14 protein-coding genes are annotated in these 17449 nt (G+C 63.9%); all 14 read left to right on the forward strand.

Translation table 11 applies throughout. The features are described 5' to 3' along the window. Positions 1 to 3 precede the first annotated feature (3 nt). The 14 genes from HHL15_RS00325 (at position 4) to HHL15_RS00390 (ending at position 17408) form a co-directional block, all read left to right on the forward strand. Entirely contained in the window at positions 4 to 1299 is a 1296-nt protein-coding gene (locus HHL15_RS00325) for a DUF1302 family protein (RefSeq protein WP_169143829.1), read from the forward strand. A 186-nt stretch (positions 1300 to 1485) separates the two neighbouring features. Next, positions 1486 to 2094: an XrtA/PEP-CTERM system exopolysaccharide export protein gene (locus HHL15_RS00330; protein ID WP_235943157.1), complete on the forward strand. Its 609-nt coding sequence runs from the start codon at positions 1486 to 1488 to the stop codon at positions 2092 to 2094. Positions 2095 to 2158: 64 nt separating this feature from the next. Beyond that, complete coding sequence (locus HHL15_RS00335) at positions 2159 to 3718, forward strand: XrtA system polysaccharide chain length determinant (protein WP_169143830.1); 1560 nt, start codon at positions 2159 to 2161, stop codon at positions 3716 to 3718. Between the two features lie 11 nt (positions 3719 to 3729). Beyond that, positions 3730 to 4740, forward strand: coding sequence for an XrtA-associated tyrosine autokinase (locus tag HHL15_RS00340; protein WP_169143831.1), 1011 nt, complete (start codon positions 3730 to 3732; stop codon positions 4738 to 4740). A gap of 53 nt (positions 4741 to 4793) precedes the next feature. Further along, positions 4794 to 6323: a TIGR03016 family PEP-CTERM system-associated outer membrane protein gene (locus HHL15_RS00345; RefSeq protein WP_169143832.1), complete on the forward strand. Its 1530-nt coding sequence runs from the start codon at positions 4794 to 4796 to the stop codon at positions 6321 to 6323. Between the two features lie 6 nt (positions 6324 to 6329). Next, positions 6330 to 7409 (forward strand): XrtA/PEP-CTERM system-associated ATPase, encoded by a 1080-nt coding sequence (locus HHL15_RS00350; protein WP_169143833.1) that lies wholly within the window; start codon positions 6330 to 6332, stop codon positions 7407 to 7409. After that, complete coding sequence (locus HHL15_RS00355) at positions 7406 to 8278, forward strand: XrtA system polysaccharide deacetylase (RefSeq protein WP_169143834.1); 873 nt, start codon at positions 7406 to 7408, stop codon at positions 8276 to 8278. Before HHL15_RS00350 ends, HHL15_RS00355 begins: the two co-directional genes overlap by 4 nt. Before the next feature lie 10 nt (positions 8279 to 8288). Then, complete coding sequence (locus tag HHL15_RS00360; protein ID WP_169143835.1) at positions 8289 to 9326, forward strand: FemAB family XrtA/PEP-CTERM system-associated protein; 1038 nt, start codon at positions 8289 to 8291, stop codon at positions 9324 to 9326. A 6-nt stretch (positions 9327 to 9332) separates the two neighbouring features. After that, positions 9333 to 10583 (forward strand): TIGR03087 family PEP-CTERM/XrtA system glycosyltransferase, encoded by a 1251-nt coding sequence (locus HHL15_RS00365; protein ID WP_169143836.1) that lies wholly within the window; start codon positions 9333 to 9335, stop codon positions 10581 to 10583. Continuing rightward, positions 10580 to 11770: a TIGR03088 family PEP-CTERM/XrtA system glycosyltransferase gene (locus HHL15_RS00370; protein ID WP_169143837.1), complete on the forward strand. Its 1191-nt coding sequence runs from the start codon at positions 10580 to 10582 to the stop codon at positions 11768 to 11770. The genes HHL15_RS00365 and HHL15_RS00370 overlap by 4 nt, the downstream gene beginning before the upstream one ends. A gap of 15 nt (positions 11771 to 11785) precedes the next feature. Continuing rightward, positions 11786 to 13702, forward strand: a complete 1917-nt coding sequence (locus HHL15_RS00375) for an XrtA/PEP-CTERM system amidotransferase (protein ID WP_169143838.1) — start codon at positions 11786 to 11788, stop codon at positions 13700 to 13702. A gap of 12 nt (positions 13703 to 13714) precedes the next feature. Then, positions 13715 to 14926: a TIGR04063 family PEP-CTERM/XrtA system glycosyltransferase gene (locus HHL15_RS00380; protein WP_169143839.1), complete on the forward strand. Its 1212-nt coding sequence runs from the start codon at positions 13715 to 13717 to the stop codon at positions 14924 to 14926. Then, a complete protein-coding gene (locus HHL15_RS00385; protein WP_169143840.1) occupies positions 14923 to 16029 on the forward strand; it encodes a glycosyltransferase family 4 protein in 1107 nt (368 codons plus the stop codon). The genes HHL15_RS00380 and HHL15_RS00385 overlap by 4 nt, the downstream gene beginning before the upstream one ends. Before the next feature lie 8 nt (positions 16030 to 16037). Next, positions 16038 to 17408 carry a phenylacetate--CoA ligase family protein gene (locus HHL15_RS00390; protein WP_169143841.1) on the forward strand — a complete coding sequence of 457 codons (1371 nt, stop codon included), beginning with the start codon at positions 16038 to 16040 and terminating at the stop codon, positions 17406 to 17408. Positions 17409 to 17449: the final 41 nt, after the last annotated feature.

The following is a 17449-nucleotide window of genomic DNA, read 5'->3' on the forward strand; positions in this document are numbered from 1 at the left end:
TTCATGCGTTTTTTCAGATCGAAGCCTTCGGCCATTTCAATCGCCCTGGCCGCCATGCTGGCTGCGGGCTCCGCCACTGCGGCAGATGATCTTGATCTCGACCTCGATCTTGATGCCGGCAGCAAGACCCGGACGGCCACGACCCTCCAGTTCGATATTGCCCGGACCTATGCAGGCAAGGAGCACTGGTCCATGGCCCGGGCGAGGGCCGAGGTCTCTGCGCAGGGCGGCGGGTCCGGCCTGAAGTGGAAAATTTCCGGCCGTGCGGACGCCGACGGGGTGTTTGCCATCGATAACGGGTTCTACCCGGATGCGGTCAGGCGCGACCAGCAATACCAGTTCGACCTCCGCGAGACCTACGTGGATTTCTCCGCCGGAGACGTGGATTTCCGTGTGGGACGCCAGCACATCGTGTGGGGCGAGATGGTCGGGCTGTTCTTTGCCGACGTTGTGTCGGCGCGGGACCTCCGAACCTTCTACCTGCCGGATTTCGAGCAGCTCCGCATTCCCCAGTGGGCCGCCCGGGCCGAATACTATTTCGGCGAGACCCATGCCGAGCTGGTGTGGATCCCGGTACCCAGCTATGACCGCATCGGCAAGCCTGGGGCTGAATTCTACCCGCTGCCCAGGGGGGCCGCAGTCCGCGGCGAGGTCAAGCCGGATGCCTCGCCGGGCAATGCGAACTGGGGGGGCAGGGTGTCCCGTCTCATCGCAGGCTGGGATGTCTCGGGTTTTTACTATCGCAGCATGGATGTGGCACAGACCTTCTATGTGGTTGGGCCGAACGAGTTCCAGCCCCGCCATGACCGGATCTCCCAGTTCGGCGGCACGCTTGCCAAGGATTTCGGAGAATTCGTACTCAAGGGCGAGGTCGTCCACACCAGGGGGCGTCAGTTCCTGACCGCCGATCCGACTGCGCCCAACGGGCTTGTCGGCCAGGACACCCTCGACTACGTGATGGGTGTCGATATCCCGGCTTTTGACGACGGCAGAATCAATATTCAATATTTTGCCCGCCGTGCCGCAAACCATGAACCGGCGACCGGACTGGATCGTACGGAAGAGGGTGCCAGCATCCTTGTGGGAACGCGGATTGCAAGTGGCTGGGAGACCGAGGCACTGCTGGTGTCCATGCTGAACCGCACGGACTACATGTTCCGCCCCAAGCTCAAATGGGCTGCCGGCAAGAACCTCAAGCTGACCTTTGGTGTGGATGTCTTCGGCGGCAAGCAGAACGGACTTTTTGGCCGCTATGACGACAGCGACCGTGTCTACACCGAGGCTCGCTGGTCCTTTTGATCGCAGCCCCGCCTTGCATCCAGATGCGGGAGCGCCCGCTTGACCAGGGGGCAGGCGGATGGCATGGGCATGTGCCCTTTTCATGGAGGCGTGATGTTTTTCTCCGGAGGTCTTCAGGGCCTCCCGTAATATCCGCTTGTTATCATCAAAAGGCTGAAGTCCGGCTTAATTGAGGGGAAGTAGCATATGAAACGTTTCTTGGCGATGAGTGCCCTGGCCGGCATGGTGGCAGGTCTGACGGGCTGCGCGACACCTTATCCTGCAGCGCCGGCGTCTGCGGCCAACTCCGAGTACAACTACCTGGTGGGTCCCGGCGACAACATCAACATCGTGGTCTGGCGCAATCCCGAGTTGTCCATGTCCGTTCCGGTCCGCCCTGACGGCAAGATCACCACGCCGCTGGTTGAAGACCTGCCGGCTGCCGGGCGGGATTCCAGCACGCTCGCCCGGGAAATCGAGAAGGCGCTCGCCAAGTACATTCGTGACCCGGTCGTGACCGTCATCGTGACCGGGTTCGTCGGCCCTTACTCCGAGCAGATCCGTGTGGTGGGCGAGGCCAGCCGGCCGATGACGCTGCCGTTCAAGCAGAACATGACCATGCTTGATCTGATGATTGCGGTGGGCGGTATCACCGACTTCGCAGACGGCAACAGGGCCAGCCTGCTGCGCCTGACGCCGGAGGGCAGCAAGCAGTACTCGGTCCGACTGCGTGACCTGATCAAGCGCGGCGATGTGTCCGCGAACGTCGAACTCAAGCCGGGTGATGTCCTGATCATTCCGCAAAGCTGGTTCTGATCTGCAATTCCTCTCATGACAACCTCCCCGGCAAGGGCCGGGGGGGCGCTTTTGGAATCTCCCAATGGAAGACATACTAAGACAGCTGTCGGTGATCCTCCGCGGCATGTGGCTCTATCGCTGGTGGGGTCTGGCTGCCGCCTGGATCGTGGGCCCGATTGCTGCCGCGACGGTTTATCTGCTGCCTGACCGCTATGAGTCATCCGCGCGGGTCTATGTGGATACCCAGTCGATTCTCAAGCCGCTCATGTCGGGTCTGGCAGTGCAGCCCAACGTCGACCAGCAGATCAACATCCTGAGCCGCACCCTGATCAGCCGGCCAAACGTTGAAAAGCTGATCCGGATGGCCGACCTCGACCTGACGGTCAAGACCAAGGAAGAGCGTGAAGTGCTGATCGCTGGCGTGACCAAGGCGCTGGAAATCCGCGTAGCAGGCCGCGACAATCTTTACACCCTTGCCTATACCGACACGGATGCCGAGCGTGCGAAACGTGTGGTGCAGTCTCTTGTCTCCATGTTCGTGGAGTCCGGCCTGGGTGACAAGCGCAAGGACTCCGATACGGCCAGGAAGTTCATCGAAGAGCAGATCAAGTCCTACGAGCAGAAGCTCGAAGAAGCCGAGAACCGCCTCAAGGAATTCAAGTTGCGCAACCTGGCCACGGTGGGGTCGGGCGGCAGGGACTACTTTGCCAAGATGACCGATGCAAGCGAGCAGCTTGGTCAGGCACGCCTGGCCTTGCGCGAAGCGGAGAATGCGCGGGATACGCTCAAGCGTCAGCTGGTCGGTGAGGAGCCGGTACTGCTGCCGGACAATCCGAGCAGCGCAGTACTGTCCACCGTTTCGGTACCGGAGCTGGATGGGCGGATCGAAACCCAGAAAAAATCCCTGGATGGCCTGCTCCAGCGCTTCACCGAGCAACATCCTGATGTCGTCGGCGCGCGCAAGATGATTGCCCAGCTCGAAGCGCAGAAGGTTCAGGAAATACAGGCCCGGAAGAAAGTGGCTCCGGCTTCGGGCGGCACTTCGCTGGGTTCCAATCCGGTCTTTCAGCAGCTGAAGATGTCCCTGGCTGAGGCTGAGGCCAGCGTGGCCTCTCTCAAGGCACGGGTGACCGAATACGAGAGCCGTGTCCAGACCCTGAATGCCGCCTCGCGCATGTTGCCGCAGATCGAAGCCGAATTCGCCCAGTTGAACCGTGACTACGATGTCAACAAGCGCAATTACGACCAGTTGGTTTCCCGCCGGGAGTCGGCGTCCATGGCCGTGGAAATGGGGGCAACCTCCGGGGTTGCAGATTTCCGCCTGATCGATCCGCCGACCGTCCCGAGCAAGCCGGCCGCGCCCAACCGCCTGCTGCTGATGCCGGCCGCCGGCCTGGCTGCGTTGCTGATGGGGGCAGTGATCAGCTTCCTGACCAGCCAGGTCCGGCCGACCTTCTCGGACATGAACGTGCTTCGTGAGGTAACAGGGCTGGCAGTGCTGGGTTCGGTCAGTCTCCTCTCCGACCAGGACCGCATGCGCAGCATCCGTCGCGGAAAGATTGCCTTCCTGGGGTGCCTTGGGGCCTTGATCGGCTTGTTTGGTGCCATGACCGTGTGGTTGATGCTGGCCAGAATGGCTTGATGGGGAAGAACATGAGCATTATTGAAAAAGCGGTGGAACGGCTCGAGCAACTCCAGCGGGCAGCGGGTGCCAGTGCGCCGGTCGAGGCCGAGGAGGTTCAGAAGGCTTCCGCATTTCCGGATGCCGGAGCTGCGCCGGCCGCATCCTCCGAGCCTGTTGCGGTTCCTGCTCCTGCTCCTGCTCCGGCTCCGGCCGTCCAGGAGGCTGTGGCGGCCAAGGAAAAAGCTGCGCCCCGGCCTGTCCGCACTCCGAGTGGGGATCGCTCGGTGGAAATCGATCTTGAGCGCCTTCATTCAGTGGGCATCGTGACCCCGAATGCGCCGCGCTCCCTGATCGGAGACGAATTCCGGATCATCAAGCGGCCCCTGCTTCGCAACGTTCAGGGCCGTGGGGCAGCCGAGGTTCAGAACGCCAACCTCATCATGGTGACCAGCTCGCTGCCGGGGGAGGGCAAGAGCTTCAGTTCGATCAACCTGGCCATCAGCATGGCCATGGAGCTGGATCACACGGTGCTGCTGATCGATGCCGACGTGTCGCGCCCTTCGGTCCTCAACATCCTGGGTTTGCCGCCCCGCAAGGGTCTGATGGATGTGCTCACCTCAAACGACATGCAGCTCGGCGATGTGTTGCTGAAGACCAACATCGAGAAACTGAGCCTCCTGCCGGCCGGCACTCCCCATCCCCGGGCGACCGAATTGCTGGCCAGCGATGCGATGAACGGACTGCTGGCCGAACTGGCCGAACGTTATTCCGATCGGATCATCGTGTTTGATTCACCGCCCCTCCTGGTGACTACCGAATCCCGCGTGCTTGCCACGCACATGGGGCAGATCGTGATGGTCGTCGAGTCCAACAAGACAACCCAGGCTGCGGTCAAGCAGGCCTTGTCGACGATCGAGTCCTGCCCGGTGAAGCTGATGCTGTTGAACAAGTCCCAGCACACCTCGGCAGGTTCCTACGGTTATGGGTATGGCTACGGCTATGGCTACGGTTACGGACACGCACCAAAGGAAAATCAATGAGAATCCGCCCGTCAGGCTCGATCCGTCCTGTTGGCCGTTGGCGTGCAGTAGCCATGCTGTTTCCCATTGGTCTGCCGCTGGGGTTTGCAGGTGGTCAGGCCCTGGCCCAGGAGCAGACCTTCCGCGTCGTTCCATCCATCAGGCTGACCGAAACTGTCTCGGACAACGTCGGGCTGAGCGCCGGTGGCGGGCGCCAGAGCTCTGGCAGCGGTGGTTCTGAGAGTGACTGGATCACTGTGCTTTCGCCGTCCGTGCTCATGGAGGCGCGGGGAGCCCGTTTGCAGGGAAATCTCAACCTGGGCGTCAACTCGTCCTGGTACGCGAACGACAGTTCCCGTAACCAGAACATGTTGTCCGTCCAGGGGAGCGGCAAGGTCGAGGCCTGGGAAAAGCGGGCATTTGTTGATCTTCGCGGCTCCATCTCGCGGGAACTGCTGTCCGTGCTGGGGCCTCGCCCGGCCGACCAGGTGACGGGCACAAGCAATCAGGCAGAAGTCCGTAACTTCAGTGTCTCTCCCTATTTAGTGGGGCGCTTCCGGGATTCCGGGACGATGGAGCTGCGTTACACCTCCAATCTGACTGAATCCGACAATGTGGCGGTATCGCGGTCGGTCAGGCAGGTCTGGAGCGCGTCGGCCACCGATCCGCAGGTGACCGGCCGGCTTGGCTGGTCGTTCAACTTCTCCGACACCCAGCTCAATACCGACAATGCGAGGGATACCAAGCAGCAGGTGGCCCGTTTCACGGGCTTGGTCCGCCTGGATCCCCAGGTGCAACTGCGCCTGATCGTCGGCTCCGAGGCCAACAACCTGAACTCCATCGATACCAGGAGGAGCACCGTCAGCGGCATCGGCGTGGACTGGACGCCTTCGCCGATCACACGCATGGCGGCCACATGGGAAGACCGTTTCTTCGGACCAGGCTACATGCTCTCGGCCGAGCACCGCAGCGCCCGGTCCGCCTATCGATTCAGTTTTTCGAAGGACGTCAGCTCGATCAGCCAATCCATGGTTGGGGGGGTGACGCTCTATGACCTGCTGATGCTGCAGTACACGTCGGCTTATCCCGATGTCAGCGTACGTGACGCGTTTGTGCGCAACCTGATGGCCAGTCAGGCCCCGGGTATCGGCAATCCGCTGGTGGGGCTCCAGGCTGTCCTGACCAACGGTCTGTTCCTGGACCGTCGCGCGCAGTTCGGCATGACCCTGTCCGGAGTCCGCAATTCGGTGTCGCTGACAGCCTATCGTTCGGAAAGAACGTCTCTCATGGACAGGAGCTATGCGCTGACAGGTGACTTCTCTTCAGGGACGACAGTGACTGATCTGGGAGGGGGGGTCGCAGTCAATCACAAGCTCTCGCCTTCAACAACTGCGACGCTGAATGTCAATGCATCACGTAGCCGCAACGACAATACCGCGACTGGGACACAACTCGACAACCGCACCCGGACTTTCACCACCGGGCTGACGACTGCCTTCTCTCCAAAGCTCAACGGATCCCTGATGCTCCGGAACAATCGGGGTTCGGGGACCACCGATTACAAGGAAAACGCGGTCGTCGGATCGGTTTCACTCCTGTTCTGATTCTTTATGTACGAAGCCTATTTCGGTCTGCGGGGCAAGCCCTTTCAGCTTAATCCGGACCCTTCCTTCTTCTACGGCAGCCGGGGCCATCGTCGTGCGATGGCCTATCTCGAATACGGTCTCCACCAGAATGAGGGGTTCATCGTCATCACCGGCGAGATCGGTGCCGGCAAGACACTGCTCGTCCGCAGCCTGCTGGAGAAGCTCGACCCCAAGAAGATCGTGGCTGCCAATCTGGTCAGCACCCAGATCGATGCGGACGACATCCTTCGGCTTGTCGCTGCGTCCTTTGGCATTCCATGCAAGCATCTCTCCAAGAGCGATCTGCTGCTCGCCATCGAGGCCTTCCTGGTGTCGACCACGGCGGCCGGCAAGCGCGCGCTGCTGATTGTCGACGAGGCCCAGAACCTGACACCGCGTGCGGTCGAGGAACTGCGGATGCTCTCCAACTTCCAGCTCGAGGACCACGCCCTGCTGCAGAGCTTCCTGGTCGGCCAGCCGGAGTTCCGCAGCATCATGCAGAGCCCGGAAATGGTCCAGCTGCGGCAGCGGGTCATCGCCTCGTATCACCTGGGGCCGCTGGATCTCCAGGAGACCCAGGCCTACGTGGAGCACCGGTTGGGGTGTGTCGGCTGGAAGGGCAATCCGGGTTTCGACCAGGATGCCATGCGCGAAATCTATCAGGCCAGCCAGGGCATCCCCCGCCGGATCAATGCCGTCTGCGACCGGGTGATGCTGGGAGCCTTCCTGAGTGAGCAGCGCCGGGTCACCGCCGACCTCGTCGCCCAGATCGTCGAGGAGATGCGCGAAGAGCAGGTCACGCCGTCCGTCAGTGAAAGCGTGGCCACCAGCCAGCCGCTGGCCGCATTGCCCGCCGGAATGCTCGACCTGCAGCGCCTGCTGGCCAGTCCGGATCTGGCGAAGGCCTTGACCGCCGCCGGCCCGTCCTTCGACATGACCCGTTTCGAGGAGCGCCTCGCCTTGCTGGAGCGCACTGTTTCAACGACGCTCAATGCACTTGGTCAGCTGATCCGGACTGCTCCGCAGGGCGGTGGCCAGGAAGACAGGGAGTCTGCCGGAAAATGACTTCTGCACCTTCCCGCAAGACGGACATCGTGACCAATGCGCTCACGATCGATGTGGAAGATTATTTCCAGGTATCCGCCCTCGCGCCGCATTTTCCCAAGGAAAGCTGGAACGACACGCCTTGCCGTGTCGAGCGCAACGTCCTGAAGATTCTCGAACTCCTCGACCGGAGCGGCGCCCGGGGTACCTTCTTCACCCTGGGATGGATTGCCGAGCGCTATCCCAAGCTGATCCGCGCCATTGCAGAGCAAGGGCACGAAGTGGCCAGCCATGGCTATGGGCATCAGCGGGCTAGTGACCAGACCCCCGAGGCCTTTCTGGCCGATATCCAGCTGGCCAAGGCTGTGCTCGAGGATATCGCCGGCTGCGAGGTGCGTGGCTATCGTGCGCCGAGCTTTTCGGTGGGCTTGTCCAACCCGTGGGCGCATGGCTGCATCGAGGCGGCAGGCTACACCTACAGTTCCAGCGTCTATCCGGTCAAGCACGACCACTACGGGGTGCCGGACGCACCGCGCTTTCCCTACGCGGTCGGCAAGGGGCTGGTCGAGATCCCGATCACCACAGTCAGGCGCTTCGGCCGCAACTGGCCGGTCGGTGGCGGCGGTTATTTCCGTCTGCTGCCGTATCCGGTGTCGGCCTGGGGTATCCGCAAGGTCAACCAGGAAGACCGGCGTCCCGCCATCTTCTACTTCCATCCCTGGGAAATCGACCCGGAGCAGCCGGTCGTCAAGGAAGCCACGGCAAAGACCCGCTTCCGGCACTACGTCAATCTGGATCGCACCGAAGGTAGGCTGGTCAGGCTTCTCCAGGACTTTTCCTGGGGCCGCATGGACGAGGTTTTCCTGCCGGCCGTGACCGCTTCAAACTAAGGTTTCCTCCATGCCTTCCGCTGTTACCGTACGCCCCTTTGCTGCGGGCGATGCCGCGCGCTGGAACGCGTTTGTCTACGCCTGCGCCGGCGCGACCTTTTTCCACAGAATCGAATGGCGGGAGATCATCCAGAAGGTCTTCCGTCACCGGACCCACTACCTGCTGGCCGAGAGGGCAGGGGAGATCGTGGCCGTGCTGCCGCTTGCCGAGGTGAAGAGCCGCCTGTTCGGCCATGCCATCACCTCGCTGCCGTTCGCGGTGTACGGGGGCATTGCCGGTGATGATGCGGATGCCTGCCAGGCACTCGAGGCGGCGGCCGACGGGATTGCCCGCAAGGCCGGTGTGCAGCACCTGGAATACCGCAACCTGGTGGCCCGGCACACGGACTGGCCGCGCCAGGACCTCTACGTCACCTTCCGCAAGGAGATCCTGGCTGACGACGAGGCCAATATGGCGGCGATTCCCCGCAAACAGCGCGCCATGGTGCGCAAGGGGATCAAGAATGGCTTGGTCAGCACGGTAGACAGCAACGCCGACCGCTTCTTTGCCCTGTACTCCGACAATGTCCTGCGTCACGGTACGCCCGCACTATCGAAACACTTCTTTGAGACGCTGCTCTCGGTTTTCGGGCAGGATTGCGAAGTCATGACGGTGTCTAGCCCCGACGGCAAGGCCTTGTCCACGGTGCTCAGCTTTTATTTCCGCGATGAGATCCTCCCGTATTACGCGGGCGACGATCTGGCTGCCCGTGATCTGGCGGCCAACGATTTCAAGTATTGGGAGCTGATGCGCCGCGCCTGTGCCCGAGGGTGCCGGATCTTTGACTATGGCCGCAGCAAGGTGGGTACCGGGCCCTACAACTTCAAGAAGAACTGGGGTTTCGAGCCTCTTCCCCTGTCCTACGAATACCGCCTTTACAAGCGTGAAGAGATTCCCCAGAACAATCCGATGAACCCCAAGTACCGTGCTTTCATTGCGTTGTGGCGGCGCCTGCCGCTGGGGGTGGCCAACACTATCGGGCCACATATTGTCCGCAACCTGGGATGACGGCAGGTGACCGAACGCACCCCGCTGCTCTACCTCGTCCATCGCATTCCCTTTCCGCCCAATAAGGGTGACAAGGTCCGCTCCTTCAACATCCTGCGGCAGCTGGCGCGCCATCACCGGATCTTTCTGGGGACCTTTGTCGATCATCCGGATGATCAGCGTCACGTGGCGCAATTGTCCGAGTGGTGCGAGGAGCTGCGGGTGGTCAGCCTGTCGCCAGGGGTGTCACGCCTGCTGAGCCTGCGCGGGCTGCTCTCCGGCGAGGCCTTGAGCCTGCCCTATTACCGGGACGCCGGGCTGAAGCAGTGGGTCGCTGAGGTGGTGTCCCGCCACGCCATCCGCCAGGCCGTGGCCTTCTCGGGTCCGATGGCCCAATACCTGGATCAGCCGGCCCTGCAGCGCCGGATCATCGATTTCTGTGACGTGGATTCGGCCAAGTGGTCCCAGTACGCGGGTGACCGTCGCTGGCCGATGTCCTGGCTGTATCGCCGCGAAGGCGCCCGCCTGCTGGCTTTCGAACGCAAGGCCGCGGCGTCCGCCGATGCCAGCCTGTTCGTCACCGAGGCCGAGGCGGGGCTGTTCACCCGCGCCGCCCCGGAGGTGGCAAGCAGGGTTTCCGTCATGCAGAACGGTGTCGATGCCACATTCTTCTCGCCAGATCCGGTTTTCGACAATCCCTATCCGGCAGGCGGCCCCGTCGTGCTCTTCACAGGGGCGATGGACTACTGGCCCAACGTGGATGCGGTTGTCTGGTTCTGCGCCGAAATGCTGCCGCGGCTGCGGGAGCGTCATCCCGACCTGCGCTTCTGGATCGTTGGCATGAACCCCAGCCCGGCTGTTCAGGCACTGGCGGGGGAGGGCGTGGTGGTCACCGGCACGGTGCCCGATGTGCGGCCCTACCTGGCCCACGCCGACGTGGTGGTGGCGCCCCTGCGGATCGCCCGGGGCATCCAGAACAAGGTGCTGGAAGCCATGGCGATGGCGCGTCCGGTCGTGATTTCTTCCGCACCGGCCACCGGGCTGGAGGCCGTCTCGGGGCGAGACTGTGAGATTGCCCATGGTGCGGAGGAATTCGTTTCGCGTATCTTCGCTCTGCTGGCTGATGTAGCATTGCGCCGCAGCATGGGCCGCTCAGCCAGGGAGAGAGTGCTCGAACGCTACAGTTGGGAAGCGCATCTGTCGGTGCTCGAACGGCTGCTCGGCGACGAGGCTGCCGTGACGGCTCCACATCCGCATCATCAGAACCTTCATCCATGAACGATCCACGTCCTCTCGTCATCCATGTGGTCTACAGCTTCGATGTCGGCGGCCTCGAGAACGGGATCGTCAATCTGATCAACCGGATGCCCGCAGACAGCTTTCGCCACATGATCGTGGCGCTGACCGCCTGCGTGCCGTCCTTCTGCCAGCGGATCACTCGGCGGGACGTGGAGTTCCTGTCCCTGCACAAGGGCGAGGGGCATGGCATCAAGCTCTATCCGCGCCTGTTCAGGCTGTTCCGCCAGCATCGCCCGGCCATCGTCCATACCCGCAACCTGGCGGCCCTCGAGGCGGCCGTGCCGGCCTGGCTGGCCGGGGTGCCGGTGCGCATCCACGGCGAACACGGCTGGGACAGCTCCGATCCCGATGGCGAGTCGCGCAAGTACCAGACGCTGAGGCGCATCTATTCGCCCTTCGTGTCGGGCTATGTGGCTTTGTCGAAGCGCATCGAGTCCTATCTGAGCGGGAAGGTCGGGATCGCCGCCGGACGCATCCGGCGGATCTGCAATGGGGTGGATGCGGAGCGCTTCGTGCCGACTGCCCGACGTCAGCCCATCGACGGCTCGCCCTTCAACGATCCCGGGCTGTACGTGTTCGGGGCGGTGGGGCGCCTGCAGGCGGTGAAGGACCATGCCACGCTGATCCGCGGTTTTGCGGCCTTCCTTGAACAGCAGCCCTCCGCCCGCTACCGTGCGCGCCTGATCGTCGTGGGGGGCGGGCCCCTGCGCGGCGAACTGGAGGCCCTGGTCCGCGAGCGCGGTCTCGACTCTCTGGTCTGGCTGGCTGGCGAGCGTGCCGACATTCCGGCGATCAACGCCGGCCTGGACGTGTTCGTGCTGCCTTCCCGCGCCGAAGGCATCTCCAACACCCTGCTGGAAGCGATGGCTTCCGGCCTGCCGGTCATCGCCACCGATGTGGGTGGCAACGGCGAACTGGTGGTTCCCGGCCAGACCGGCCGCCTGGTGCCGGCCGTTGATCCGGCCTCGATGGGGGCGGTGATGGCTGAATTGTTCGATAACCGGGAGCTAGGGCTCCGCATGGGGCAGGCCGGGCGCGAGCGGGTGCTGGCGCAATTCAGCCTCGATGCCATGGTGGGGGCCTATCTGGCCCTATACCGCGACAAGGCCGGGCTCCAGGCTTCCGACGGAATGCGCGCCGCGCCTTCCGGAAATGCACTTCGTTGAAATCAGAGATCATCCATGTGCGGCATTGCTGGCCTATTTGATACCCGTAACAAGCGCGATTTTGACCCCGCGCTGATGAAGCGGATGAACGACATCCAGTTCCACCGCGGACCGGATGAGGGCGACATCTACCAGGAGCCCGGTGTGGCCCTGGGGCACCGTCGCCTGTCGATCATCGACCTGTCCACCGGCCAGCAGCCCCTCTTCAACGAGGACGGTTCGGTGGCCGTGGTGTTCAACGGCGAAATCTACAACTACCAGGAGCTGGTGCCGGAGCTGGAGGCCCTGGGCCATGTCTTCCACACCCGCAGCGACACCGAGGTGATCGTGCATGCCTGGGAGGCCTGGGGTGAGGACTGCGTACAGCGCTTCCGGGGCATGTTTGCCTTTGGCCTGTGGGACCGCAACCGCCAGACCTTCTTCATGGCCCGCGACCGCTTGGGCGTCAAGCCGCTCTACTACGCGGTGCTGGATGACGGAACCCTGGTGTTCGGCTCCGAACTCAAGGTGCTGATGCAGCACCCCGGCCTGGATCGGCGCATCGACCCGCATGCGGTGGAAGAGTATTTCGCCCTGGGCTACGTGGCCGAGCCGCGCACCATCTTCAAGGGCGCCCGCAAGCTGCAGCCCGCGGAGACCCTGTGCATCCGCAGGGGGGAGCCGATTCCGGCGCCCAAGACCTACTGGGATGTGCACTACACCCTCGACAACCCCCTGACCCTCGCTGACGCAACGGCCGAACTCACCGAGCGCCTGCGCGAGTCTGTGCGCCTGCGCATGATCGCCGAGGTGCCGCTGGGGGCCTTCCTGTCCGGCGGGGTAGACTCCAGCGCGGTGGTGGCCACCATGGCCGGGCTGGCCGGTGATCCGGTCAATACCTGCTCCATCGCCTTCGACGACCCGGCCTTCAACGAATCGGCCTTCGCCCAGATGGTGGCCGACCGCTACAAGACGCGCCATTTCGTCGAGACGGTGAAGTCGGATGACTTCGATCTCATCGACACCCTGGCCGCGTTGTACGACGAGCCCTACGCGGACAGCTCTGCGATCCCCACCTACCGGGTCTGCCAGCTCGCCCGCAAGCACGTCACCGTGGCCCTCTCCGGCGATGGCGGGGACGAGAGCATGGGCGGCTATCGCCGCTACCGCATGCACCTGATGGAAGAAAAGATGCGTGGCGCCGTGCCTTTCGGGGTGCGCCGGCCGCTGTTCGGGCTGCTCGGCAAGGTCTACCCCAAGGCCGACTGGGCACCCCGGGTGTTCCGCGCCAAAACCACCTTCCAGGCCCTGGCCCGGGATTCGGTGCAAGCATATTTCCATTCCGTTTCGATCCTGCGGGATGACATGCGGCGTAGCCTGTTCTCCGCCTCCTTCCGCAAGGAGCTGGCGGGCTACAACGCCCTGGAGGTGTTCCGCCGCCATGCCGGCAACGCCAACGCCGATGACCCCCTGGCCCTGATCCAGTACCTGGACACCAAGACCTATCTGGTGGGCGACATCAACACCAAGGTTGACCGGGCCAGCATGGCTCATTCCCTGGAGGTGCGCGAGCCACTGATGGATCACAAACTGGTCGAGTGGCTGGCGTCCCTGCCGTCCTCCCTCAAGATCAAGGGGCAGGAGGGCAAGTTCGTCTTCAAGAAGGCCATGGAACCCCTGCTGCCGGACGATGTGCTGTACCGCCCCAAGATGGGCTTTGCAGTGCCGCTGGCGCGATGGTTCCGGGGGCCTCTGAAGGCCCGCCTGCGTGACGCCGTGCTGGGCAGCACCCTGGCCGACACCGGCATCTTCAACCGGGATTACCTGGAGCATCTGGTCGATGCCCACCAGTCGGGGGCGCGGGACTACAGCGCCCCCCTGTGGACCATCCTGATGTTCGAGGCCTTCCTGCGCAACAACAGCCGCGTCTCCGCCGTTCCCGTGTCCGTCTGAGCTGGCCCGACCATGCGTATCCTCCACGTCCTCGATCATTCCATCCCGCTGCACAGCGGCTACACCTTCCGCACTGCGGCCATCCTGCGCGAGCAGCGGGCCCTGGGCTGGGAGACCCACCACCTCACCTCGCCGAAGCAGGGCGCCACGGCGGCGGCGCTGGAGGACGTGGACGGCCTGCGTTTCCACCGCAGCGAAGTGCCGCCGTCTGGGCCGCCGGGCATCAACGAGTGGCGCTTGATCCGCGCCACCGAAAAGCGCCTCGAGGAGCTGGCGCGGGACTTGAAGCCCGACCTGATCCACGCCCATTCGCCGGTGCTCAACGCCATTCCTGCCATCCGGGTGGGGCGGCGCCTGGGCATCCCGGTGGTGTATGAGATCCGCGCGTTCTGGGAGGATGCAGCGGTGGATCATGGCACCACCTCTGAAGGCAGCCTGCGCTACCGCGCAACCCGGGCGCTGGAAACCTGGGCGATCCGGCGCGTCGATCACGTATTCACCATCTGCGAGGGCTTGCGCAAGGACATCGTTGCGCGGGGAGTCGCCGAGTCCAAGGTCACGGTGATCCCCAATGCCGTGGACATCGAGGGCTTTCAGGTGTCCGCACCGGACGAACATACCGCGGCCCTGCGCCGGGAGCGGGGGCTGGCAGGCTGCACCGTGCTGGGCTTCGTCGGTTCCTTCTATGCCTATGAGGGGCTCGATCTGCTGCTGGATGCCTTCGCTCGTATGTCTGCCTCGCGGCCTGATCTGCGCGTGCTGCTGGTGGGCGGCGGCCCCCAGGATGCCAATCTCAAGGCCCAGGCCCAGCGTCTGGGGCTGGCCGACAAGGTCATCTTCACCGGCCGGGTACCGCATGCCGAAGTCAGCCGCTACTACGACCTGATTGACCTGCTCGCCTATCCGCGCCATTCCATGCGCCTCACCGAGCTGGTCACGCCCCTCAAGCCCCTCGAGGCAATGGCCCAGGGCCATCTCTTCGTGGCCTCGGACGTGGGGGGGCACAAGGAGTTGATCCGGGACGGAGAGACCGGCCGCCTGTTTGCGGCGGGCGATGCCGATGCCCTGGCCGCTGCGCTGGCCGACATGCTGGATCACCGGGAACGCTGGCCGGCCATGCGTGCCGCCGGGCGACGCTTCGTCGAGGATGTGCGCAACTGGAAGAACAGTGTGGCCAATTACCGGCGCGTCTACGGCGCCCTTGTGCCTGGAAACGCTGCATGACTTTCAAAGGCCTGCGCGTTGCCCTCGTCGGCCCGCTGCCGCCTCCGGCGGGCGGCATGGCCAACCAGACCCGCCAGCTTGCCGAGTTGCTGCGGGGAGAGGGGGCCACGGTCGAGGTGGTGCAGGTCAATGCACCCTACCGGCCGGCCTGGGTCGGGCAGGTCCAGGGCCTGCGTGCCCTTGCCCGCCTGCTGCCCTACCTGTGGGCCCTGCTGCGGGCGGCCGGGCGCGCCGACGTGATGCATGTGATGGCCAACTCAGGTTGGTCCTGGCATCTCTTTGCCGCACCGGCGGTGTGGATCGCGTCCCTGCGGGGCGTGCCGGTGATCGTCAATTACCGGGGAGGGGAGGCCGAACCTTTCCTGCAACGCTCGGTGGCCAGTGTCCGCCCCACCATGGCCCGGGTCACCCAGCTGGTGTTGCCGTCCGGGTTTCTCCAGGAGGTGTTCGCCCGCTTTGGCATGCAGGGGCGGGTGGTCTCCAACATCATCGATCTGGCCCGTTTCCGTCCGGTGCCGCCCAAAGGCGGCGCGCACCTGATGGTGGCGCGCAACCTGGAGGCCATATACGGCATCGATACGGCGCTGCGGGCTTTTGCCATTGTCCACGCGGCGCGCCCCGATGCCGTGTTGTCGGTGGCCGGCAGCGGCCCGCTGGAGGGCGCGCTGAAGGCCCTGGCTGCTGAGCTCGGTGTGGCTGCACACGTGCGTTTCACCGGCCGCCTGGACCGGGACCAGATGGCCGCGCTGTACCGGGACGCCGATCTGTCCCTCAACCCCAGCCGAGTCGACAACATGCCCAACTCGGTGCTCGAGTCGCTGGCCAGCGGTGTGCCGGTGGTGACCACCGACGTCGGTGGAATTCCCTACATCGTGCGTCACGGGCAGACCGCCCTGCTGGTGCCCCGCGATGCGCCGGAGGCCATGGCGGCGGAGGCCTTGCGGGTTCTCGGCGACGCCACGCTGGCATCGGCGCTGCGTGAGGCCGGCCTGGCCGAGGTGCGCCGCTATAGCTGGCAAGCCGTCAGGAGTGAGCTGCTGGCTGCCTACATGGATGCCATGCGGCGCCCCCATCAACCGGCGGATCGCCGGACGAAGGATTGAAAGTCATCATGTCCGATCTCTACGGCCGTTTTGTTTCCCGCGTGCTTTTCCCCCTCCAGGAGCGCCTCAAGCACCATGACACGGTGCGCGTCAAGGAGGGCATGGAGGATTCCCAGTGGTGGCCCCGCGAGCGCATAGAGGCCCTGCAGTTGAAGCGCCTGAAGGCCTTCCTCCTCGATGTGCAGGAGCATGTGCCCTACTACCGGGCGCTGTTCGCGGAGCATCGCTTCGACCCGGTAGGGGTGGCCAGCATCGCCGACCTGCAGGCGCTACCCTATCTGACCAAGAAGCTCATCCGTGACAACAGCGACGCCCTGCGGGCGAGCAATGCCGTCGGTCTGTCGCGCTTCAATACCGGGGGGTCGAGCGGCGAGCCGCTGATCTTCTTCATCGGTACCGAGCGCGTGACCCACGATGTCGCCGCCAAATGGCGCGCGACCCGCTGGTGGGATGTGGATATCGGCGATCCGGAGGTGGTGATCTGGGGCTCGCCCATCGAGCTGGGTACCCAGGACCGTGTCCGCCTGATCCGTGACGCACTGATGCGGACCCGCCTGCTGCCGGCCTTCGAGATGTCGGACGAAAAGGTCCAGGGCTTCATCGACACCATCCGCGAGATGCGGCCGCGCATGCTTTTCGGCTACCCCTCGGCGATCAGCCACATCGCGGGCTACGCGGAACGCAAGGGCATTCGCCTGGATGATCTGGGTGTGAAGGTGGTCTTCGTCACTTCGGAGCGCCTTTACGACCATCAGCGCGAGGCGATCAGCCGGCTCTTCGCCTGCCCGGTGGCCAACGGCTACGGCGGGCGCGATGCGGGCTTCATCGCCCACCAGTGCCCGTCCGGTTCCATGCACATCACCGCCGAAGACATCGTGGTGGAGATCATCGACGGGGAAGGGCGGGTCTTGCCGCCGGGGCAGTCCGGCGAGATCGTGGTGACCCACCTGGCGACCCGGGACTATCCCTTCATCCGCTACCGTACAGGGGATGTCGGTGTCCTGGGCACACAGGCTTGCGCCTGTGGGCGTGGCTTGCCCGTTCTCAGCGAGATCCAGGGGCGAAGCACTGATTTTGTGATCGCCGCCGATGGAACCGTGATGCATGGCCTTGCCTTGATTTATGTTCTTCGGGATATTCCGGGCGTCGCGTCGTTCAAGATCGTCCAGGAGAGCCTGGGCTTGACGACGGTATACGTGGTGCCCGGTCCGGCCTTCGTGCCGGGCGATACGGGGCGTATCGAGAGCGGCCTGAAGCGTCGCCTGGGCGATTCGGTCGTCATCGATGTGAAGCAGGTCGAGGTGCTGCCGGCCGAAGCGTCGGGCAAGTTCCGCTATGTTGTCAGCCGTATCGCGACCGACCTTGCGGCAAGGGCTTGAGAGGCGCCGAGAGGTGGCCTTTTGCAGGAATTGGGGCGTGA

Source organism: Zoogloea dura (genome assembly GCF_012927165.1).
Lineage (GTDB): Bacteria > Pseudomonadota > Gammaproteobacteria > Burkholderiales > Rhodocyclaceae > Zoogloea > Zoogloea dura.

What these genes read in the sequence shown, in the direction of transcription:
- HHL15_RS00325 (WP_169143829.1), top strand. Translation starts at nt 4, where the DNA reads ATGCGTTTTTTCAGATCGAAGCCTTCGGCCATTTCAATCGCCCTGGCC.
- HHL15_RS00330 (WP_235943157.1), top strand. Translation starts at nt 1,486, where the DNA reads ATGAAACGTTTCTTGGCGATGAGTGCCCTGGCCGGCATGGTGGCAGGT.
- HHL15_RS00335 (WP_169143830.1), top strand. Translation starts at nt 2,159, where the DNA reads ATGGAAGACATACTAAGACAGCTGTCGGTGATCCTCCGCGGCATGTGG.
- HHL15_RS00340 (WP_169143831.1), top strand. Translation starts at nt 3,730, where the DNA reads ATGAGCATTATTGAAAAAGCGGTGGAACGGCTCGAGCAACTCCAGCGG.
- HHL15_RS00345 (WP_169143832.1), top strand. Translation starts at nt 4,794, where the DNA reads ATGCTGTTTCCCATTGGTCTGCCGCTGGGGTTTGCAGGTGGTCAGGCC.
- HHL15_RS00350 (WP_169143833.1), top strand. Translation starts at nt 6,330, where the DNA reads ATGTACGAAGCCTATTTCGGTCTGCGGGGCAAGCCCTTTCAGCTTAAT.
- HHL15_RS00355 (WP_169143834.1), top strand. Translation starts at nt 7,406, where the DNA reads ATGACTTCTGCACCTTCCCGCAAGACGGACATCGTGACCAATGCGCTC.
- HHL15_RS00360 (WP_169143835.1), top strand. Translation starts at nt 8,289, where the DNA reads ATGCCTTCCGCTGTTACCGTACGCCCCTTTGCTGCGGGCGATGCCGCG.
- HHL15_RS00370 (WP_169143837.1), top strand. Translation starts at nt 10,580, where the DNA reads ATGAACGATCCACGTCCTCTCGTCATCCATGTGGTCTACAGCTTCGAT.
- HHL15_RS00375 (WP_169143838.1), top strand. Translation starts at nt 11,786, where the DNA reads ATGTGCGGCATTGCTGGCCTATTTGATACCCGTAACAAGCGCGATTTT.
- HHL15_RS00380 (WP_169143839.1), top strand. Translation starts at nt 13,715, where the DNA reads ATGCGTATCCTCCACGTCCTCGATCATTCCATCCCGCTGCACAGCGGC.
- HHL15_RS00385 (WP_169143840.1), top strand. Translation starts at nt 14,923, where the DNA reads ATGACTTTCAAAGGCCTGCGCGTTGCCCTCGTCGGCCCGCTGCCGCCT.
- HHL15_RS00390 (WP_169143841.1), top strand. Translation starts at nt 16,038, where the DNA reads ATGTCCGATCTCTACGGCCGTTTTGTTTCCCGCGTGCTTTTCCCCCTC.